20 protein-coding genes are annotated in these 21,622 nt (G+C 62.3%); all 20 read right to left on the bottom strand.

The features are described from left to right. Positions 1–3 precede the first annotated feature (3 nt). Positions 4–2,091, bottom strand: a complete 2,088-nt coding sequence (locus tag T5B8_RS13750) for a 3-hydroxyacyl-CoA dehydrogenase NAD-binding domain-containing protein (RefSeq protein ID WP_353179617.1) — start codon at positions 2,089–2,091, stop codon at positions 4–6. Positions 2,092–2,168: 77 nt separating this feature from the next. Next, positions 2,169–3,827, bottom strand: a complete 1,659-nt coding sequence (locus tag T5B8_RS13745) for a long-chain fatty acid--CoA ligase (RefSeq protein ID WP_353179615.1) — start codon at positions 3,825–3,827, stop codon at positions 2,169–2,171. A gap of 179 nt (positions 3,828–4,006) precedes the next feature. Beyond that, positions 4,007–4,810, bottom strand: coding sequence for a 5'/3'-nucleotidase SurE (gene surE / locus T5B8_RS13740; protein ID WP_353179614.1), 804 nt, complete (start codon positions 4,808–4,810; stop codon positions 4,007–4,009). 60 nt (positions 4,811–4,870) lie between these two features. Continuing rightward, positions 4,871–5,953 carry a phosphotransferase family protein gene (locus T5B8_RS13735; RefSeq protein WP_353179612.1) on the bottom strand — a complete coding sequence of 361 codons (1,083 nt, stop codon included), beginning with the start codon at positions 5,951–5,953 and terminating at the stop codon, positions 4,871–4,873. A 2-nt stretch (positions 5,954–5,955) separates the two neighbouring features. Then, positions 5,956–6,723 (bottom strand): SDR family NAD(P)-dependent oxidoreductase, encoded by a 768-nt coding sequence (locus tag T5B8_RS13730; protein ID WP_353179610.1) that lies wholly within the window; start codon positions 6,721–6,723, stop codon positions 5,956–5,958. A gap of 64 nt (positions 6,724–6,787) precedes the next feature. Continuing rightward, positions 6,788–8,002, bottom strand: coding sequence for an acyl-CoA dehydrogenase family protein (locus T5B8_RS13725; protein WP_353179608.1), 1,215 nt, complete (start codon positions 8,000–8,002; stop codon positions 6,788–6,790). A 367-nt stretch (positions 8,003–8,369) separates the two neighbouring features. Continuing rightward, on the bottom strand, positions 8,370–8,834 hold the full coding sequence (locus T5B8_RS13720; protein WP_353179606.1) for a PaaI family thioesterase: 465 nt from the start codon (positions 8,832–8,834) through the stop codon (positions 8,370–8,372). A gap of 2 nt (positions 8,835–8,836) precedes the next feature. Beyond that, on the bottom strand, positions 8,837–9,637 hold the full coding sequence (locus tag T5B8_RS13715; RefSeq protein ID WP_353179605.1) for an IclR family transcriptional regulator: 801 nt from the start codon (positions 9,635–9,637) through the stop codon (positions 8,837–8,839). A gap of 403 nt (positions 9,638–10,040) precedes the next feature. Continuing rightward, the gene (locus tag T5B8_RS13710) at positions 10,041–11,486 is read right to left on the bottom strand and encodes a DHA2 family efflux MFS transporter permease subunit (RefSeq protein WP_353179603.1); all 1,446 of its coding nucleotides are present in this window, start codon (positions 11,484–11,486) and stop codon (positions 10,041–10,043) included. A 9-nt stretch (positions 11,487–11,495) separates the two neighbouring features. Further along, a complete protein-coding gene (curA, locus tag T5B8_RS13705) occupies positions 11,496–12,527 on the bottom strand; it encodes an NADPH-dependent curcumin/dihydrocurcumin reductase (protein ID WP_353179601.1) in 1,032 nt (343 codons plus the stop codon). 125 nt (positions 12,528–12,652) lie between these two features. Continuing rightward, positions 12,653–13,822, bottom strand: coding sequence for an ABC transporter substrate-binding protein (locus T5B8_RS13700; RefSeq protein ID WP_353179599.1), 1,170 nt, complete (start codon positions 13,820–13,822; stop codon positions 12,653–12,655). A gap of 69 nt (positions 13,823–13,891) precedes the next feature. Continuing rightward, the gene (locus T5B8_RS13695) at positions 13,892–14,599 is read right to left on the bottom strand and encodes an ABC transporter ATP-binding protein (protein WP_353179598.1); all 708 of its coding nucleotides are present in this window, start codon (positions 14,597–14,599) and stop codon (positions 13,892–13,894) included. Then, positions 14,586–15,350 (bottom strand): ABC transporter ATP-binding protein, encoded by a 765-nt coding sequence (locus T5B8_RS13690; RefSeq protein WP_353179597.1) that lies wholly within the window; start codon positions 15,348–15,350, stop codon positions 14,586–14,588. Before T5B8_RS13690 ends, T5B8_RS13695 begins: the two co-directional genes overlap by 14 nt. Beyond that, positions 15,343–16,386 carry a branched-chain amino acid ABC transporter permease gene (locus T5B8_RS13685; protein WP_353179595.1) on the bottom strand — a complete coding sequence of 348 codons (1,044 nt, stop codon included), beginning with the start codon at positions 16,384–16,386 and terminating at the stop codon, positions 15,343–15,345. Before T5B8_RS13685 ends, T5B8_RS13690 begins: the two co-directional genes overlap by 8 nt. After that, the gene (locus T5B8_RS13680; RefSeq protein WP_353179594.1) at positions 16,386–17,249 is read right to left on the bottom strand and encodes a branched-chain amino acid ABC transporter permease; all 864 of its coding nucleotides are present in this window, start codon (positions 17,247–17,249) and stop codon (positions 16,386–16,388) included. The genes T5B8_RS13685 and T5B8_RS13680 overlap by 1 nt, the downstream gene beginning before the upstream one ends. A gap of 13 nt (positions 17,250–17,262) precedes the next feature. Next, positions 17,263–17,490 (bottom strand): hypothetical protein, encoded by a 228-nt coding sequence (locus tag T5B8_RS13675; RefSeq protein ID WP_353179592.1) that lies wholly within the window; start codon positions 17,488–17,490, stop codon positions 17,263–17,265. Between the two features lie 395 nt (positions 17,491–17,885). Continuing rightward, positions 17,886–18,581, bottom strand: a complete 696-nt coding sequence (locus T5B8_RS13670; protein WP_353179742.1) for an ABC transporter ATP-binding protein — start codon at positions 18,579–18,581, stop codon at positions 17,886–17,888. A gap of 11 nt (positions 18,582–18,592) precedes the next feature. Continuing rightward, positions 18,593–19,339: an ABC transporter ATP-binding protein gene (locus tag T5B8_RS13665; RefSeq protein WP_353179590.1), complete on the bottom strand. Its 747-nt coding sequence runs from the start codon at positions 19,337–19,339 to the stop codon at positions 18,593–18,595. Then, positions 19,336–20,616: a branched-chain amino acid ABC transporter permease gene (locus tag T5B8_RS13660; RefSeq protein ID WP_353179588.1), complete on the bottom strand. Its 1,281-nt coding sequence runs from the start codon at positions 20,614–20,616 to the stop codon at positions 19,336–19,338. Before T5B8_RS13660 ends, T5B8_RS13665 begins: the two co-directional genes overlap by 4 nt. Beyond that, positions 20,613–21,563 carry a branched-chain amino acid ABC transporter permease gene (locus tag T5B8_RS13655; protein WP_353179586.1) on the bottom strand — a complete coding sequence of 317 codons (951 nt, stop codon included), beginning with the start codon at positions 21,561–21,563 and terminating at the stop codon, positions 20,613–20,615. Before T5B8_RS13655 ends, T5B8_RS13660 begins: the two co-directional genes overlap by 4 nt. Positions 21,564–21,622 lie beyond the last annotated feature (59 nt).

Genomic DNA, 21,622 nt, shown 5'->3' with positions numbered 1-21,622 from the left:
GCGTTACAGGTCGCCGAACTTGCGGCCTTCGCTGGCCAGCTTTTCCAGCAGGGCCGACGGCTGCCAGACCGGATCGCCCGATTCGTCGTAGAACTGTTTGACCTTGGCATGGATCGTGTCCAATCCGACCTGGTCGGCCCAGAACATCAGACCGCCCCGGTAGACCGGGAAACCGTAGCCATAGATCCATACGATATCCACATCCAGCGGACGCATGGCGATGCCTTCCTCGAGGATCTTGGCGCCTTCATTGACCATCACGTAGAGACAGCGTTCCAGAATTTCCTGATCGCTGACCTCGCGGGTCTCGATGCCCTTCTCGGCACGATACTTCTCGATCTCGGCCATGGCCGTTTCCGACGGACGCGGGGTGCGATCGCCTTCGGCGTAGTCGAACACGCCGCCGCCGGTCTTCTGGCCCCAGCGTTCCTGCTCGGCCAGAGCGTCCATCCAGTCGCGCTCGGGCGCGTTTTCCGGATCGTCCTCACGCAGGCCTTCACGAATACGCCAGCCCACGTCCAGACCGGCCAGGTCGGCCATGGCAAACGGGCCCATCGGCAGGCCGAAATCGAACAACACCTTGTCGACCTGCGAGGGTGTTGCGCCTTCGTTGACCAGCTTGACGGCCTGGGCCTGGCGCTTATGCAGGATGCGGTTGCCCACGAAGCCGTTGCACACGCCCACCAGCACGCCGACCTTGCCGATACGCTTGGACAGGTTCATCACCGTGGCGATGACTTCATCGGAGGTCGCCTCGCCGCGCACGTTCTCGAGCAGCTTCATGACGTTGGCCGGCGAGAAGAAGTGCATGCCGATCACGTCTTCGGGGCGCTTGGTGGACTGGGCGATTTCGTTGACGTCCAGCGTCGAGGTATTGGTGGCCAGAATCGCGCCGTCCTTGCAGACGCGATCGAGCTCGCCGAACACCTGCTTTTTGACCTTCATGTTTTCGAACACGGCCTCGATGACCAGATCCACATCGGACAGGTCGTCGTAGGACAGCGTCGTGCTGATCAGCGACATGCATTTTTCGACCTGCTCTTCGGTCATGCGGCCTTTCTTGGCGGTCGCTTCGTAGTTCTTGCGAATGAGCGCCACGCCCTTGTCGAGCGCTTCCTGCTTCATTTCCAGCATCTTCACGGGGATACCGGCCGACAGGAAGTTCATGGCGATGCCGCCGCCCATGGTGCCGGCACCGATGATGCCCACCTGCTTGATCTCGCGCTGCGGCGTTTCCTTGGAAATGCCGGGCACCTTGCCCACTTCACGCTCGGCAAAGAAGACGTGGCGCTGAGCCGCGGATTCCGGCGAATTCAGCAGTTCGGTGAACAGCTCGCGTTCGCGCTTCATGCCGGCGGCGAAATCCAGTTCGGTGGCCGCCTGAACCGCCTTGATGCAGTGGAACGGCGCCAGGAAGCCGCGCTTCTTGCGGGCGATGGACTGTTCGAATTCCGAAAAGACGTTCTCGCTTTCCTTTTCGACGGACAGCTCGCTGACCTTGCGCCGCGGCGCGCCGTCGGCTACCAGTTTTTCGGCATAGGCAATCGCCTCGGCCTTGAGATCGCCGGAGACGACTTCATCGACCACGCCCATTTCCTTGAGCTTGGCGGCCTTCATCGGCTTGCCTTCGACGATCGCCTGCATGGCGGCCTTGGCGCCGATCAGGCGCGGCAGACGCTGGGTACCGCCGGCACCCGGCAGCAGACCGAGATTGACTTCCGGGAGGCCCATCTTGGCCGAGTCCAGGGCCACGCGATAATCGCAGCCCAGGGTGATTTCCATGCCGCCGCCGAGTGCGGTGCCATGCACCGCGGCGATCAGCAGCTTGTCGCTGTTCTCCAGCGTCTGTACCACGTCGGGCAGACCCGGTTCCTGCGGCGGCTTGCCGAATTCGCGGATATCGGCACCGGCCGGGAAGGTACGCCCGCCGCCGATGATCAGCAGCGCCTTGGCGCCATCGTCGGCCATGCCCTTGTCCAGCGCATCGACAATGCCCTGGCGCACGGCGTGCCCGAGCGCATTCACCGGCGGATTGTCGACCGTGATGACGCCAATATCGCCATCGCGTTCATAGGAAACCACTTCGCTCATAACTACTCCTTGTCCAATCGGTTGCCGGGCACGCAGGCCCGGTGTGTTTATTCGTTGTTTGAGTCGCGATTACCGCATCAGCCGGCCTGCGGCCATTCCTGTTCCTGCAGGGCGCGCCACATGAGCTTGCCGGTGGGCGAGCGCGGCAGTGTTTCGCAGATTTCGATCACCCGCGGCACTTTATAAGCCGCCATGTTTTCGCGACACCACTCGCGAATCTCTTCGGCCGTAGCCGCATCGGCGCTGTTGAGCACCACACAGGCTTTCACGCTTTCGCCGCGGCGCGGATCGGGCGTGGAAATCACGCAGGCCTCGCGGATCGCCGGGTGACGATACATCAGGCTTTCCACCTCCGCCGGCCAGACCTTGTAACCCGAGGCGTTGATCATGCGCTTGACCCGGTCGACGATGAAGAAATAGCCCTCGTCGTCGTAGTAGCCGATATCGCCGGTACGAAAGAAGGACTTGCCGCCCAGATCAATGAACGCCGCCTCGGTCTCCTCGGGTCGTCGCCAGTAGCCGGAAAACACCTGCGGGCCGTTGGTCACGATCTCGCCAACTTCGTTGGGGCCCAGTTCGGTCAGCGTTTCGGTATCGATGATGCGCGAGTCGACGTCGAATACCGGTATACCCAGGCACTGCGGCTTGGGCGCATCGAAGGGGTTGATATGGGTGCCGGCAATGGTTTCCGACAGTCCGTAGCCTTCGATGTAGTGCAGTCCGGTCAGATTGAACAGCTTGTCCGACACTGCGGCCGGCATCGCCGCGCCACCGCCGCCGATGTTCTCCAGGCTCGACAGATCGTAGTTGTCGATCTCCGGATCGGAGAGCATATCGATCGCCATGGTCACGATATTCGTCCAGCGGGTGATGCGATAGCGCTCGATCAGCCGCGCCGCGGTACGCCGTTCCCAGCGCGTCATCAGCACCACCGTGCCGCCGATGTAGATGGGCGCGTTCATGCCGTTCTGCATACCGGTGACATGAAAATACGGCAGCGTGGCCAGGGACTTGCCTTCGGACGTGCTGCGACTCCAGTAGACGCTGTGCACCGCGGTCGCCATGACCGTGCGATGCGTATGCACACAGCCCTTGGGCGCACCGGTGGTACCGGAGCTGTAGGGCAGCACGCACAGATCGTCGGGGCCGGCCTCGTGGGCACGCGGCGTGTGCCCGGCATTGATCGCATCCGCCCAGAGCACCGCCTTGTCGCTGGCCGCGGCCTGCGTGTCGGCCTTGACCTCGGCCGGCAGATCCAGATCGGTGGGCTCGGTGACATAGTCGCCGTAGTTGGCTACGATCGCCTGTGCGAGCTTGCCGCTGTCGAGCAACGGCGCCACCGCTTCGTAACGCTCCTGACCGCAGAGACAGATCGTGGCCTCGGTATCCTCGACATAGTGTTCGAGTTCGACGCTACGGTTCATCGGGTTGACCGGCACCACTGCGGCATCGGCACGCAGGATGGCGTAGTAGCCGACCACGAACTGCGGCGCGTTCTGCATGAACAGCAGCACCCGGTCTCCGCGCTTGACGCCCTGCGCCTGCAGATAGCCGGCCAGCGCACGCACCTGTTCGTCGAGTTCGCGATAGGACAGCGGCGTATCGTAGTAAATGATCGCCGGGCGATCGGGATAGCGCCGCGCCGAAATCTCGAGATTCGTGTACAGGCTGGTCTGTGGCAGACCCAGCGAATGCGGCAGGTTGGCAGGCCAGACGGCATAGTGCCGATCGAACATAAAGGTCATCTCCTCGCTTTCCAGCGGTCTGCGCTGCCGCACTCTTGCCCGGTGCTTGGCAGGCGATGGCTTGGGTTGCCATGGATGTACAGCGCCTGTCGCACGAGCGACATGCCACGGGCGGCGCACATACCTGACATTTTACAATTGAAATACCGTTTCGTTTTTCAGCGGCTTTTTTACTCTGCAGCCTCGCCGATGTCCAGTCGCCACTGCCCGTGATCGGCCGTGTCGGCAAGCAATGCTTCATCGCAACGGCTGCCATGCAAGGGCGTGGCCGAGACATAGCCGTCGCGCAGCGCGACCACATCGGACAGCGGATCGGCGATGGTCGTGGTATCGCGCTCGAAGCTCAGCCAGTGATACACCAGCCCGCGCCCATCGGTACCCGCGATCAGCCGCGGGGCGACGATGGTACCGTTTGACTGCCGGGTAAAACGTAGCCCCTGTATCGTCTCGGGCGCCCGCATGGGGAAATTCAGATTCCAGCAACAACGCCGGTTCGAATCCCGTGCCGCCCATAGTTGGCGTATCGCCTCGACCGCATAGGCTTCGGTGGCTGTGAAGTCGAGCGCGCCGCGGTCGTGAAACGCCTGGCTCAGCGCGATCGCCGGGATACCCAGATGATCGGCCGCCAATACCGCACCCACGGTGCCCGAATACATCACCGAGTCGGAGAGATTCGCGCCCCAGTTGACCCCGGACAGCACGAGATCCGGCGGATCGTCGCGTAGCCAATCGGCCATGGCGACCATCACGCAATCGGCGGGCGTGCCGGTGAGCGCGTAGCGCCGGGTGCCGTATTCAGTCACGCGCAGCGGATGGTGCATGGATATGCCCTGGCCCACGCCACTCTGGTCGGCCATGGGCGCGACCACCCAGACCTCGTCGGCCACCGCCGCGGCAACGCGTTCGGCTACGGCCAGCCCGGGCGCCTCGACGCCGTCATCGTTGGTCAACAGTATTCGGCGAATCGGCTTCATGGCATTGTATGGCTGTCGGATACCGGCAGGCGCAGTCTCGCATGCGCCTGTGTCGATCGTTTAATCATGCGCACGGGCCACGGCCCAGCCGCGTTCGGCGATCAAACCGGCACGCCGGCCGACATTCAATGCATCGCTGTTGCTCGCGTTGCCCTGCAATGCACGCGCATACACGCCCTGCAGAATCGCGGCGGTACGAAACAGCGAAAACGCCACGAATACCGGCCAGTCGTCGATCGGCGCCAGCCCGCGGGCCTGGCGATAACGCTCGAGTTGCTCGGCCTCGGTCGGAATGCCGTGGGCGGCCAGGTCCAGCCCTTCCACGCCCCGCACACCGGCCACGCCATGCGGCAGGTAATAAGGCATGCAGGCATAGGCCAGGTCCGCAAGCGGATGGCCGATGGTGGCCAGCTCCCAGTCGAGCACCGCGGCCACGTCGGTCGAATCCGGCGCGATCAACAGATTGCCGATCCGAAAATCGCCGTGGGCGATCGCGGGCGTGGTGTCGTCGGGGATGTGGTCGGTCAGCCACTGGCCGAGCGCATCCATATTCGGGTCGGTTTCGGTCGCCGAGGCCTCGTACTGGCCGCGCCAGCGTTTGATCTGGCGTTCGACATAACCGTTCGGCCGGCCGAAATCGGACAATCCCACCGCCTCGACATCCACGTCGTGCAGCGCGGCCAGCGCATCGATGAGGCCGCGATAGATCTCGCCGCGCTCACCGGCCGCCAGTTCCGGCATGGCCGGATCGCCGAATACACGCCCGGGCACATAGTCCATGACATAGAACGGCGTACCGATCACGTCGGCATCCTCGCAGTGCACATGCATGCGCGGCACCGGTACGCCGGGCGCGTCGACCAGCGCCGACATCACCCGGTATTCACGGTCGATACGATGGGCCGAGGGCAGAATCTTGCCCGGCGGCTGTTTGCGCAGCACGTAGTGGCGCGGGGCGCCGGCACCGCCCGTGGTCAGAAAAAAGGTCGGGTTCGATTGCCCGCCCTGAAACTGGCGCACCTCGAGTCCGCCCTCGACCAGCCCATGGTCACGTAGATACTGTGCCAACGCATTCTCATCGAAGCGGTGCGCCTCGCGCACCGCCACGATTTCCGGCGCGCCGGCCTGGTTCTTTTCAGCCATGGTTAGCTGATCGTCTCGCCGCCATCGGCGACGAGCGTCTGCCCGGTTACATAGGCACTGGCGTTAGTGGCCAGGAAGATGGCGACGCCGGCAATATCCACCGGTTCGCCGATACGCCGTACCGGCGTACGCTGTTCGGCCTGTTCGAGCCGCTTCGGATCTTCGACCAGCGCCTTGGCGAAATCGGTGCGGACCAAGCCGGGCGCGATGGCGTTCACACGAATATTCTTCGGCCCCCATTCGACGGCCAGATTACGCACCAGCGCGGCTTCGGCAGCCTTGGACACGCCATAGGCGCCGATCACGGTATTGCCACGCAGGCCAGCGATCGACGACAGCACGATCACGTTGCCGCCGCCTTGCTCGGCCATGCCGGGCAGTACCATGTTGCATAGCCAGAACGTGCCGCGCACGTTGGTTTCCATGATCTTGTCCCAGGCCTCGTCGGAAAGCTCGGCGGTGGTGCCATAGACCGGGTTGGTCGCGGCATTGCACACCAGCACATCAATCTGGCCATAGGTTTGTTTCGTCTTGTCGACGAGATTCTGCAGGTCTTCTTTCTTGCCCACATGACAGGCAATCGCGATGGCATCGTGGCCGGCCTTGCGCAGCTCTTCGGCCACCGGCTCGCAGGCTTCGCTCTTGCGGCTGGAAATCACCACCTTGGCACCGTGCTCGGCCATCTGCCAGGCAATTGCCTTGCCGATACCGCGGCTCGAGCCGGTAATGACGGCGACCTTGCCGTTCAAATCAAACAAACTGGACATCAAATTCTCCTCACGTTGACAAACGCGTGCCGGCGACCCGCAGGCCGCCGGCACAGGGCCGACAAAGCTAGCCGCGGGCTGCGCGCTGACGGCGCAGTTCGAGCTTGGCGATGCTGTCCAGATGCACTTCGTCCGGGCCGTCGGCCATACGCAGCGTGCGCACGTTCGCCCAGGCGGAGGCCAGGAAGGTGTCCTGACACACGCCCATCGCGCCGTGTGCCTGAATGGCACGATCGAGCACGTTGAGCGCCATCTCGGGGGCGATGACCTTGATCATGGCGATTTCCTGGCGGGCTTCCTTGTTGCCCACCTCGTCCATCATCTTGGCGGCCTTGAGCGTGAGCAGACGGGCCTGTTCGATTTCGATACGCGAACGGGCGATGTTCTTGCGAATCGAATCAAACTCGGAGATCTTGCGGCCAAAGGCCTCGCGGTTTTCCACCCGTTCGCACATGGCTTCCAGTGCCCGCTCGGCGATGCCGATGGTGCGCATGCAGTGATGGATACGTCCCGGCCCCAGACGACCCTGCGCGATCTCGAAACCACGGCCTTCGCCCAGAATCAGGTTCTCGGCAGGCACGCGCACGTTGTCGTAGTGGATTTCGGCATGGCCCTTGGGGGCATGGTCATAGCCGAACACGTGCAGTGGCCGCTCGATGGTCACGCCGGGGGTATCCAGCGGCACCAGAATCATCGACTGCTGGCGATGCTTTTCGGCGTTCGGGTCGTTCTTGCCCATGACGATCGCGATCTTGCAGTTACGCGCCATCGCACCGGAGGACCACCACTTGCGGCCGTTGACGATGTACTCGTCGCCGTCGCGCTTGATTTCGGTGGCGATATTGGTGGCATCCGAAGAAGCCACGGCCGGCTCGGTCATGGAGAAGCAGGACTTGATCTTGCCTTCCAGCAGCGGCTCCAGCCACTCTTTCTTCTGGGCTTCACTGCCGTAGCGCTCGAGCACTTCCATGTTGCCGGTATCCGGCGCGCTGCAGTTGAACACGATGGGCGCGATCGGCGAGCGGCCCATGATTTCGCACAGATGCGCGTAGTCGTAATTGGACAGCCCGGCGCCGTAATCGCTTTCCGGCAGGAACAGGTTCCATAGACCTTCGGACTTGGCCTTGGCCTTGAGCTCTTCCATGATCGGCGGCCAGGCCCAGCGATCTTCGGCTTCCTCGTGCTGTTTTTCGTAGACCGGTTCGGCCGGGTAGACGTGTTCGTCCATGAACGCGAGCAGCCGGGCGTGCAGATCCTCGGCCTGCTTGGATAGTGCAAGCATGATCTCTCCTCATTGTGGCGGACTGTTGTGCTCGCACCCGTTTGCGCGGGCAAACGAATCCAAGCGTGTTCTTGTACCGACCGGAAACTGACACAGCCCGAATGGGTCGTCAATTTAATGAAATGCAGTTTCGAATCGGCATGAACGATCGTTCGTTTTCGCGACGCGGGATATCCTCTGAATGGTCCATTCACGGATCATGCAAAGGCCGGCCCCGAAACCGAACGATCGTTCACCGAACTCGACCATACGCCGAGTCGCGATAAAAATCGACTGTTTATTGCCGGTTTTCGATGACCGGTGCCGTAGGCTTGAGTAATCGGGGTGGCCCCGCCGCTGGCGAGCGCCTGTGACCCCATGGCTGGCTTTAGGCGTTGCTGGCGACGCCGCGCGGATCTTCGCTGCCCCGGCGCAGGCGGTAGGTACCTTCGCCGATGGCCAGCAGGCGCTCGTCGGCATCGACGATATCCACGCTCGAGTTGAAAATACGCTGTCCTCCGGCACGGCGGCGACCGATTGCGCGCACCATGCCAACACTGGCCTGGCCGGTGAACGTGGTGGTCATGGACAGCGTGATCGCCTTGCGAATGCGCCCCGGATACGGGCAATAACTACCCGCGGCCGCCCCGGCGATATCCAGTAGCGTCGCGAGAATGCCGCCGTGCAGAACGCCCGCGAGATTGAGATGCCATTCCTGGATGTCGAGCTGGAGTACGGCGCGATCCGGCACCCATTCGACGAACTCGAAACCCAGGTGCGCGGCAAAGCCGCGATCGTAGCGGGCATTGGCATCGGCCAGCGAGAAATGACCCGCTTCATTGCGTTCGCCCATCGCTAGTCGCTACCCACGACCAGCGCTTTGACCTGTTCGACCACCTGCTTGAGCCGCGGGCCGAGGTTGTCGATCATCACCTCGCGGGTCAGCCGCTGCGCCGCACCGCCGCAGTTGAACGACACCACGCGCTGGCCATTCTCCAGCACCAGCGGTACGCCCACCGCGCTGATATCGCGACTCCAGGTACTGGCCGTCATGCAGAAGCCATAGCGGTCATAGTCTTCATAGGCGTACTCGAGCAACGATTCGACCTGCGGCCAGGGCATGCTGCTTTCGGCGCGAATACGCTCGTAGTACGGCTCGCGCGCCGCCGGCGTATGCGCAGCCAGAAATGCCAGCCCCATCGAGGACAGCCCCATGGGCACCCGGGAGCCCACCTGCAAGCGCAGAATCAGCGGCCCCTTGCCCTGACAGGCCTGGGTATAGGTCATCTGCGCACCTTCGGGTACGCCCAGTGCGACCATGCAGTCGGTCGCGTCGGCCAGTTCCTGCATGAACGGACGCGCGATATTGCCCACGCCTTCGCTGGCCAGATAGCGATAGCCCAGATCGAGTACCCGCGGGCCCAGCCGGTATTTCTCCAGATGCGGCATATACAGCAGATAGCCGAGCTGGGTAAGCGTTGCGGTTAGACGCGATACGGTAGGTCGCGGAATGTCGGTGCGCTTGGCCAGTTCCGCATTACCGAGATATTCCGCTGCATCGCCAAAACAGCGCAGCAACTCCAGCCCCCGCGCGAGCGCGGTGACATAGTTGTGGCCTTTCGTATCCGCACTGTCCGACGACATCGTCTTTCGCATGATCTAGATTCCCCACCCACCAGTTTGTACCGCGGCCTGCCCAATACAAGGCCGCAATATCGGTTTTCCAATTATCACCCCGAGGCCGCCATCGTGTGGCAGCCACAACTCAAAGGCGCTTGCCCGACCGCAGGCCGTACCAGCCCGCCTGATCGATCACCCCACCACCGCGCAAGGCTACAAGATAGACATAACCGTGCGTATATGCCATACGGAAAAAGTCGCATGGCAACAGGGCTCTGTCCGTGCGCCATGTCCTCGATCTTATACACAGACGTTCAGATCCAACTACCATGGTTTTAAAACAAGGCCGCGCGCGCTGAATATTATCGCGCAGCGCCGACCGAATCGAGAAATTAATCTTTTTTTGATTTTCCAGGCAATCCCCGCTGTATCAGCCGGATCAAACCGCATCCCTCGCGATTGCACGTGAAAGCCTGTGCAGCGGCCAGAAGGCAAGCACGAATAACAGCGCGAGCACCACGAACGCGTAATCGAAACCGGCTTCGAACACGCGGGTGGCGGGTTCGTTGGGGTGGCGAAAGCGATAGAAATCGCTGGCGTACTGCGCCAGAACCGCGGACAGATTCACCCCTAACGCGCCGCCGATCTGGCGGCCGAAATTGATAATACCCGAAGCGCGATCGAGCTGATCTTCGGGCAAAAGACCCAGGCTCGCGGTGGTGATCGGCGGCATCATCAAGCCCACACCCAGGCGCCCGAACAGTGCCCACACGACCAGCCAGGCTGCCGAGGTCGGGATTTCCGCGGCCGCCAGCAACACCATGCTCGCCACGAAAAACGCCAGACCGGCGGCCACGATCCAGCGTATGGGCACGCGGTCGGTCAGATGACCGGCCACCGGGAACACGAACGCCATGGCCAGACCCGCTGGAACCAGCATCAGACCGGAGGCCGACGCACTCATGCCCGCCGACTGCTGAAAATACAGCGGCGCCAGATAGGTGCTGGCGAACAGCCCTGCGCCCATGACGATCGACAACACGAAGCCGCTGGCAAAACCGGGCTGGGCGAGCACCCGCAGCTCCAGCAGCGGCTCGCGCACGCGCCGCTGCCAGGCCACGAATAGCAATGCCAGAATGATACCGCCGAACAGCGCCAGGCCGACCCACGGATCAAGCAGCCCGCGTCGGTGCAAGGAGGCGATCGCCCATAACAAGGCGAGCAAGGCGGCACTGAGCAGCGCGACACCGAGCCAGTCCAGCGACGCGCGCCGGGGCCCGCGCCCGGGCAGAAAACGCCAGGCCAGCCCAGCGGCCACGGCACAGGCTGGCAGAACCACAATAAACGTCGCCCGCCAGGAGAAACTGTCGACGAGCACCCCGCCCAGTGCCGGCGCAATGGCCGGGCCGAGAATCACGCCCATGCCGTAAATACCCATCGCCTGGCCGCGTCGATGCACCGGAAAAACCTGAAAGATGGCGACCAGCGCATGCGGCTGAATCATGCCCGCGGTCAGCCCCTGACCCACGCGGGCGGCAACGAGCACGGCGAAATCGCCACTGAAACCACCGACGAGCGAGGCAAGAATAAACCCGCCCATCGCCAGGGCGAAGGCGCCGCGCGAGCCAAAACGTGCGGCCGCCCAGGCATTCAGGAGCATGCCGACCGTCATGGCGGCAAGAAAGCCGGTCGCCAGCCAATGCACCTGATCCTGGGCGACCGCGAAACGGGTCATGATCGCGGGCACGGCCACGTTGATGATGGTCGCAGCCAGGACCACCGAGAAGGTGCCGAGCATCACCGTGGCCGACACATACCACTTGTAGCGTGCGCCAAAGCGCTCGCCGAGTGTGGCGTAGGTTCGCGCCTGTGCGTGGCCGTGCAACGCCGCGCCCTAACCGCGGGTGGGGTCGGCCGCTACGCGTACCAGCAACTTGCCGCGGTTGCGCCCCTGCAACAATCCCTGGAAAGCATCGACCGCATTCTCCAGGCCGTCGACGATATCCTCCTGGTAGCGCACTTCGCCGCTACGAACCCAGGCGCTCATGTCGCGCTGAAAATCCCCGGCGCGATGGCGATAGTCGAACTGGATGAAGCCCTGTACCCGCAGGCGTTTGACCAGCACCTGGCCCATGAACGCCACCAGCCGATCCGGGCCGGGCGGTGCTTCGCTGTCGTTGTAATGCGCGATACGTCCACACACCGGCATACGTGCGAAGTCGTTGAGCAACCCGCGTACCGCTTCGAATACGGTACCGCCGACGTTTTCGAAATAGACATCGATGCCATCCGGGCAAGCGTTAGCGAGCTGGGCTTCGAAATCGTCGTCCTTGTAGTTCACACAGGCATCGAAGCCGTATTGATCGACCACATGCGCGCACTTGTCGGGCGCACCGGCCACGCCCACCACACGACAACCCTTGATCTTCGCGATCTGGCCAACCACCTGACCGACCGCGCCGGCTGCAGCCGATACCACCACCGTTTCGCCGGCCTTGGGCTGGCCGATTTCGTCGAGGCCCACGTAGGCCGTAAAACCGGGCATGCCGAGCACGCCCACGGCTGTACTGATGGGCGCGGCGTCGGGATCCAGCCGGCGCAGCGTCTTCGCCGCCTGCACGGCATATTCCTGCCAGCCGCCATGGGCAAGCACGTAATCGCCGACCGCCAAACTGTCGTCGTTGGATTCGACCACCTGACCGATGGTCGCCCCTTCCATGACCGCACCTTCGGCCACGCTGGCAGCATAGGACTTGGCCGCGCTCATGCGCCCGCGCATGTACGGATCCAGCGAAAGATAAATGGTCTTGACCAGCACCTCGCCCTCGCCGGGGCTGGGTATTTCGGCCTGCTGCAACTGCAGGTGGCTTTCATCGGGCATGCCCTGGGGACGCCGGGCAAGAATGATCTGACGATTGACGCTCATCGAGAACTCCTGAAAATCGATCGTACGCTGACTATTGGGCGTCGACCCTGACAAAACACCATCGCCGCAAAGAAAACAGGGGCACCGGAGTGCCCCTGAAGAGGCGGGAGTGTCCCGTCAAGGACCTATTCGGCGCCGATCTCCGAGATCTTGCGCAATTCGACCTTGCCATCGACCACTTCCGCGATCTCGACATCCACGGCCAAGTTGCCGCTATCGGTGATGTCCTTGACCTCATAGGGGTTGTGGTTGGTGGCCACCTTGCTCAGTGCCTGCGGAATCGCCGCCCGGATGGCCTTGGCATCCTCGACCGTGCCGGCCTCTTCCATGGCGCGCGCAACCAGGAACATGGCGAAATAGTTATAGGCGGTTTCCGAGGTCGGTACGCCGTCGTGACTCTTCTTGTAGAGCTTGACGAAGTCCGCCGCACCCGGGTTGTCGGAATAGACCAGCGGGGTCACGCCGACCGCGCCCTCGACGGCATCCATGCCGCCGGCAACATTGGCCACTTCATCGATCTTGGCCTGATCCATGACTACGAAGCCGCCCTTGAAGCCCAGTTCGCGTGCCTGACGCACCACCAGGCCGGTCGGCTCGGAGGCGCCGCCCACGAACAACACGTCCGGGTTGGACGCGAGCACCTTGCTCACACCGGTATAGAAGTCGGCCGACTTGTTGTAGTCCATCGGATTGCTGGCCACGACTTCACCGCCAGCGGCTTCCCAGGCCGGCACGAAGGCCTTGGTCCAGTACTTGGCATAGTCGTGGGTAGCATTGGCCACGCCCAGCTTGTTGCCGAAGCGATCCATGGTGAGCTTGGTGAACGGCTTCACGTAGTCGGTGAAGTTCGGCGGAATCTTGACCGTGAGCTCATTGCCCTTTTCCGTGACCGACGGAATCGAGGTGTAGGACATGATCAGGAAGCCGTCGCGTTCGTTGAACGCCTGCAGCGCGAAGGTGCCGCCCGAATGCGGGGTGAACACCACCGGCGTGTTGGACTGCTGAACCAGACGCTTGCCGTTGACCGCCGCGCGGCTGGGCGAATACATGTCGTCTAGACTGACGATATTGATTTCGTAGTTGGTGCCATCGACATCGATGCCACCGTTGCTGTTGATCTCCTCGGCGGCCATGCGCAGGCCTTCCAGCGTGTTCTCGCCGTAGAGTGCGGCACCGCCGGACAGCGGCCCGGTAAAGCCGATGTTAACCTTTTCCGCGGCCTGAACCGCACCGACCATGCCCATGGCCAGCGCCGTGGCCACCGCCGCGCGGCGTAGCGTTTTCTTGAATGTCATTGTCTATCTCCCCTCTTTTATTCGGGTTGGTTGGCTAGCACTCGTGTGATTACGAGATTCTTCGAATGTCTAAGCGCCGATATAGGCCTTGCGTACGGCCTCGTTACCGAGCATTTCCTCACGGCTGCCCTGCATGACCAGCTTGCCGTTTTCGATCACGTAGGCCCGGCTGGCAATCTTGAGCGCGGCATAGGCGTTCTGTTCGGCCAGCAGCACGGTCGTGCCTTCGGCATTGATCGATTGCACCGTCTCGAATACCTGCTTGACCACCAGCGGCGCCAGCCCGAGCGACGGCTCATCCAGCATCAGCAACTTGGGCCGGCCCATGAGCGCACGCCCGACGGCGACCATCTGCTGCTGACCGCCGGACAGCGAGCCGGCCGGTTGATCCTTCTTTTCTTCGAGGATCGGAAACATGGCCAGAATATGCTCGAGCGTGCGATTCATGCCGGCTCGGTCGCGCCGGTGGACATAGCCGCCCAGACGCAGATTCTTGAGTACCGACATGCCGGGAAAGAGCTTGCGCCCTTCCGGACACTGAACCACGCCCGCGGCGACCAACGCCGAGGGCTTGCGCCCGGTCACATCCTTGCCATCGATACTGATACGCCCGGCCGCCGGCTTCATCAGCCCGCTGATGGTATTGAACAACGTGCTCTTGCCGGCGCCATTCGCGCCCAGCAGCACCACCAGTTCGCCGGCATCGATTTCCAGCGATACGTTGTCCAGGGCCTTGAAACTGTCGTATTTGGCGTCGACGCCCTCAAGCTTCAGCATCTTCTTTCCCCAGATACGCTTCGATGACCACCGGGTCGTTCTTGACCTGTTCCGGTGTGCCTTCGGAAATCTTCTCGCCGTGATCGAGCACGATGATCTTGTCGGCGATACGCATGATCATGTCCATCTTGTGTTCGATCAGACAGACCGTGATGCCGTGATCGACCATCTTGTGAATCAGATCGACCAGGCCGTCGGTTTCTTCCGGATTCACCCCGCCGGCCGGCTCGTCGAGCAGCACCAGTTCCGGATCGGTCGCCAGCGCCAGAGCAAAGGCGATACGTTTGCGCTCTTCCTGGCTGGTATCGGCGATATAGCGATGGCCGATATGCGACAGGCCCACGAACTCCAGGGTTTCGGCAGCCTTGTCGCGGCAGCGTTTCTCGTCGGCCCTGAGGCGCTTGGAATTGATGATCACATCCCACAGCCGCGATTCGGTACGCAGCCGATGACCGACAATCAGGTTGTCGAGCACCGTGGATTCCTCGAACAGCATCGTGGTCTGAAAGGTCCGTGCCACACCAAGGCGGGCGATCGAATCCGGCGACTTGCCGGCCAGATCCTGCCCCTTGTACTCGATCACGCCTTCGGTGGGCGGCATCGCCCCCGCGATGAGGTTGAAGAACGTCGTCTTGCCGGCGCCGTTGGGGCCGATGATGGCGTTGATCTGGTTGGCGCCGAATTCGACGCTCACGTTGTCGACCGCGGCCAGCCCGCCGAAGCGCTTGGTGAGATTGCGGATATTAAGCATTGTGACGCGCCTCCTTGGTATCCGCCCTGTGCTTGCCGGCATCTTCCACGCGCGATTCGCGTGCCGAACGCGGTGCCTGACGCGCCATGCGTCGGCCGCGCCAGCCCAGGAAACTGCCGACGATGCCGCGCGGGAAGAAGATCACGAGCAGCACCAGCATCGGGCCGAACACGATCATTCGATATTCTTCGAGCGACTGCACCGCCTGGGTCAGCCAGGTCACCAGCAGCGTGCCCAGCAACGGACCCATGAGCGTGCCGATACCGCCAACCAGCAGGTAGGCAATCATGTCGAAGGTATGGATGAAGTTGGCTTCTTCCGGGCCGATGAAGCGCACCACGCCGGCATACAACCCGCCCGCGGCCGCCGCATAGACCGTGGAAATCACGAACGCCAGAACCTTGTTGCGCATCAGATTGATACCCAGCGACTGGGCCAGATCGTCACTGATACGAATGGCGCGAAAGGTGCGCCCGAGCAGGGATTCGGAAATCCGGCGCGTCAGCCAGATCGAAAGCGCCAGAAACGCCAGCACCAGATAATAAAAGGGAATGGTCTGGGTGAAGTCCACCAGCCCGAAGCCTTCCGGCGGCGCGATATTGATAATGCCCAGCGAGCCGTGGGTCAGCGCCTCCCATTTATCGATCATCAGATAGATGATGTAGCCGACACACAGGGTGAAGATGGCGAAGTAGTGCTCCTTGAGCCGTAGCGAGACGATGCCCACCACGAATCCGAACACCGCGCCGAACAGGCCGGCCGCCGCAAACGCCGGCCAGAAGGGCCAGCCGTGATCGACGGTGAGAATGGCCACCACGTAGGCACCGATGGCAAAGAAGCCGCCATGGGCCAGATTGAGCTGGCCGCAATAGCCGGTGATGATGTTCATGCCATAGACGGCGATCGCCCAGATGAAGGCCAGCGCCATGACATAGATGTGGTACTCGTTATCGGTGACCAGCGGAAAGATCACCGCCAGGGCCAGCAGCAACCAGCGCATGGTCGAGCCGAGCATGAAATCGATTGCACGGTTCATTAGCGCACCCCCTTGGTGAACAGACCGGTCGGCTTGATCGACAGGATCACCACCAGAAGTACGAACGCGATCACGTCCTTGTAGGTGCTCGACAGATAGAAGCCGCCGAGTGCTTCGGAAAAGCCGATGATCAGCCCGCCGATGATCGCCCCCGGAATACTGCCCATGCCGCCGAGGATGATGATTACGAAGGCCTTGAGCAGCACCAGATGGCCCATGGCCGGATAGACCAGGTTGATCGGTGCGAACAGCCCGGCCGCGACCGCAGCCAGCGCGCCGGCGATGGCGAAGGTCATCATTGCCACGCGGTTGGCATCGATACCCACTAGAAACGCGCCCTCGCGGTTCTGGGCCATGGCCACGATGGTCGCGCCGGTCATCGTCTTTTTCAGATACAGATGCAGGGCGCCCATCAACGAAAACGCGCCGACGATGATCAGCAGCCGCTGTGCCGGCAGGGTCAGCCCGCCCAGCTGCAGAATCTGGTCATAAGGCGTGGGGATACGACGGAAATCCGCGCCCCAGTACATCTGTACCACCGCTTCGAGAAACAGCAGGATGCCGATCGCCGCGATCTTGTCGTGGATCGGCGGTGCGTGACGCAAGGGATGAAACACCAGCCGCTCGCAGATGACCGACATCGCGGCCACCACAACGGCCGCGGCCGCGATCGCCACCCAGTAGTTCAGCCCCAGATCCGCCATGGTGAAATAGCAGACATAGGCGCCGACCATGTAGAGCGCGCCATGGGCGAAGTTGGGCACATGCAGAATGCCGTAAACCAGCGTCAGCCCCAGGGCAACGAGCCCGTAGATGCTGCCGAGCGTCAGGCCGTTGAGAACCTGCTGAAGGAACAAATCCAAGACGTCTCTCCCCCTATTGAGCGAGCAGTGGTCGCCCGCCGTGCGTCGCCCCCGCGGCGCGCACGACAGACAAAACGAAGCCCGCATCGATCACGACGGCCGAACCGACGCAACGAAACAGGCGCAAGCCATGGGGTGCCACACCGGCGCACGACGACACATCGCCGCCCGGGGTCTGGGCATGCAGGGGGTGCCGGCACACATGCGCCAGCGACCGCGTATCGACCCGATGATCGCTCATGCGGTGATCTCCTCCGATTGTATGCGCCGATGTTTACGGTGACCTTGTTCGCGGTTGCGTCGCGGCCCCGACGGCATTTTTGTTTTCTCGCAGTCAAAGCTGCCACGGCCCAACAGCGCCGTCAACAGGATAATGAAACTACATTTCACATGTTTGATGCAGCGATCTGTCCGAGCCAAACGCCTGAAAACGACAGAAAAAACGGCAATCGCTTAAGCCACGGGGCATTCGCGATCGAACGTTCGTCCGATGACTAGACAGACAGCCGCGAATGGCTAAGACCAAAGCAGGACCGCCCGCCGCCACCCGGGCGCGCCGAGCACGGTTTCAGGGTGCCGGCCGCGCCCGTAGCGCCCAAGCCCGCGCACAACACGACGGAGGGCAAGCGCTGGCGATCACACCTCGAGCCATTCGCGGCGCACCGCATCATCGGCTTCCAGATCGCTCGGCGTGCCTTCGAACACGATCCGGCCGTGCCCCATCACATACACCCGATGCGATACCCGCATCGCGATACTCAGGCGCTGCTCGACGAGCAACACCGAAATCCCTTTTTCGGCGATCGCCAGTAGGAAATCGCCGACCTGCGACACGATCTGGGGCGCCAGACCTTCGGTCGGCTCGTCGATCATGACCAGCTTGGGATCGCCCATGAGCGTACGGCACATGGTCAGCATCTGCTGTTCCCCGCCCGAGAGCAGATCGGCCTTCACATCGGCGCGTTCGGCCAACCGCGGAAACAGCTGGTAGGCATCGTCGAGCGTCCAGCCGGTCTTGGCACCGACCTTCTTCACCCCCATGTCCAGGTTTTCCCGGGTCGTCAACCCGGAAAAGATCAAGCGGTCCTCCGGCACATAGCCGATGCCGCGGCGTGCGACCTGATGGCTTTTCAGCCCGGCCACCGACTCGCCGTCGAAAACGATCTCGCCCCGAGGGGCAACCAGCCCCATGATCGCCTTGCAGGTGGTGGAACGCCCCACCCCGTTGCGCCCGAGCAGACTCACGATCTCGCCACGACCGACGTTGAAATCCACGCCCTGCAATACGTGACTCTTGCCGTAATAGGCATGCAGGTCCTTTACTTCCAGCATCTTGGCTTCCACTAGTGCGCCTCGCCCAGATAGGCTTCCTGAACCGCGGCATTGGCACGAATCGCCTCGGGCGTATCGCTGGCAATGATCTGGCCATACACCAGCACGCTGATGCGATCGGCCAGTTCGAACACCACGCCCATATCGTGCTCGACCATGAGCAGCGTTTTGTCCTGGGTGACTTCGCTGATCATGGCCATCGTATGATCGCGCTCGGCCAGACCCATGCCGGCAGTCGGCTCGTCGAGCAGAATCACATCGGCGCCGCCAGCGATGGTGGTGCCGATTTCCAGCGTGCGCTGTTCGGCATAGGTCAGCAGCGATGCCAGCACGTCGCGACGCGCGGTCAGCCCCAGCCGCTCGAGCCATTGATCGGCGGCCTCGTTGAGTGCCGCCTGGCGACCGATCATATGCCAGAAGGAATACTTGTAACCCTGGGCCCACAACAGCGAACAGCGCAGATTCTCGAACACCGTCATGTTCTGGAACAGGTTGGTGATCTGAAAGCTGCGGCTGAGCCCGCGCCGGTTGATCTGATGCGGCGCCAGCCCGCTGATACGCTTGCCATGCAGGCTGATTTCGCCCTCGCTGGGCGTATAGCGCCCGCTGATCAGATTGAACAGTGTGGACTTGCCGGCGCCGTTGGGCCCGATAATGGCATGCCGCTCTCCCGGCGCGACCGTGAGATCCACACCGCGGATGATCGGCGTCTCGCCAAAGCGTTTATGCACGCCGGCAAGCTTGAGTGCATCGCTCATGTGCCTTCTCCGGTGGTGGCCATCGCGCGGTTGACGTCGGCCCAGCGTGCACGCACCACGCGCGCGGCAGCGAGCACGCCGGCAATACCGCCAGCCAGCACGACCAGCGCGACGAGCCAGGCGACAAGACTGGTGGCATTGACCTGCATGTAGAACAGATCGATCGGCTGCGACGGATCGTAGGCCAGCGACAGCTGATAGCCCATCTCGACCACGCCCACCAGCCCGGCGATCGCCAGCAAGGCCGGCACAAGTGCCAGCGCATAGCCCGGCAGCAGCCGATGCATGAGCCCGGCACGCCAGGGCGCGAAATGCGCCGATATGACGCCGGCGATACCGCCCGGCGCATACATCACCATGAACACGAACAACAGACCGAAATAAAGTATCCAGCCCTCGGAGAAGCCGCTGAGCGCGGTATGCATGTAGGTCACGAACACCGCGCCGATGATGGGGCCGAAGAACGCGCCGATACCGCCAATGAAGGTCATCAGCAACACCATGCCGGACTGCACCAGCCCCACATTGGGTGCGGTCATGATCTCGAACATGATCGCAAACAGACCGCCCGCCACACCGGCGAAAAAGCCGGACAGCGAAAACTGCATGAACCGCACGATCGTGGTGTTGTAACCCACGAACTGGGCCCGTTCGGGATTATCGCGCACCGCGTTGGAGATGCGCCCGAGCGGGGTCTTGGTCAGCAGATACATCAGCAGTGCGGCAATCACCGTCCATGCCCCGATCAGGTAATAGACCTGCACCGACGGGCCATAGCTGAACGGCAACAACGTCACGTCCAGCACGCGGTTGCCGGAGATACCGCTTTCACCACCGAAGAAGTCGGTGAACATGTTGGCACTCGACTCGACCATCGAGCCGATGCCGAGTGTGATCATCGCGAACGTCACCCCGGCACGCCGGGTCGAGATTGAGCCGAAAATAATGCCGAAGGCCAGCCCACCAAGGCCGCCGATCAGCGGCATCAGTTCGAGTGGAAAGCTCCAGGCGCCATCGTTGACACCGCGCATGGCATGCAGCGTGAAAAAGCCGCCCAGGCCGAAATACACCGCATGCCCGAACGAGAGCATGCCCGCCTCGCCCAGCAGCATGTTGTAGGACAGCGCGAAGATGATGAACACCCCCATCTGGCTCATCATCGAAATCGAGCTGCTGGAGGTGAAGATATACGGCAGTACGGCGATCACCAGCGCGAACAGCGCCCAGATCACCACCTGCCACAAAAGCGCGCCGCGTACGGGTTGTGTGTTGCTCATGATTCGCGGGCTCCCATCAGCCCACGCGGGCGAAAGATCAGAATCAAAACCATCATCAGGTAAGGCAGCATCTGGCCGATACGCGACAGGTTGATATGCGCCAGACCGCCGCCAACGGCATCGTCACCGATGGTCAGGCCGACGACCGAAAGCAGGTCCGCGATCGAATAATTCAGGCTGACGGCGAACGTGGTCACCAGACCGATGATCAACGACGCAGCCAGCGCACCGCCCAGCGATCCCAGCCCGCCGAACACGACCACCACGAATACGATCGGCCCCATTGAGAAGGCCATGCCCGGTTCGGTCACGTAATAGTTGCCGGCCATCACACCGGCCAGCCCCGCCAGCCCGGTGCCAAAGGCGAATACCAGCGTGAATATGCGCGGCACGTCATGGCCGAGCGCGCCGACCATATCCGGATGCGACAGCGCCGCACGAATGATCATGCCCACGCGCGTACGTACGAGCAGCAGGTAGATGGCCACGAACATGGCGATCGCCACGAACAGAATGAAGCCGCGATAGGCCGGAAAGCTGGTATCGAACAGCGTGAACAACGTGAAATCCAGCGACGGCGGGATCGTGTAGTTCACCGGCAGCTGGCCCCAGATCAACACCACCAGTTCGTCGATCACATAGACCAGGCCGAAAGTCAGCAACAGCTCGGCGACATGGCCATGCTTGTGAACATTACGCAAACCGAAGCGCTCGGTGAGCGCGCCGAGAAAGCCCACGAACAGGGGTGCGACGATCAGCGCCACCCAGAAATTGGTATACGAGCTGATCGTATAGGCGCAATACGCACCCAGCATATAGAAGCTGGCATGGGCGAAATTGAGCACGCCCATCATGCCGAAGATCAGCGTCAGACCGCTGGCCAGCATGAACAGCAGCATGCCGTAGAGTAGCCCGTTCAGCACGGAAAAAACAATGGATTCGAGCATCACCAAGCAACCCGCGATGGCGAAATGGGAAAGCGTCAGGCATGCCGGGCACCCAGCGC

Source organism: Salinisphaera sp. T5B8, from assembly GCF_040361255.1.
Classification (GTDB): Bacteria; Pseudomonadota; Gammaproteobacteria; order Nevskiales; family Salinisphaeraceae; genus Salinisphaera.
This window is presented reverse-complemented; position numbering and strand designations above follow the sequence as displayed.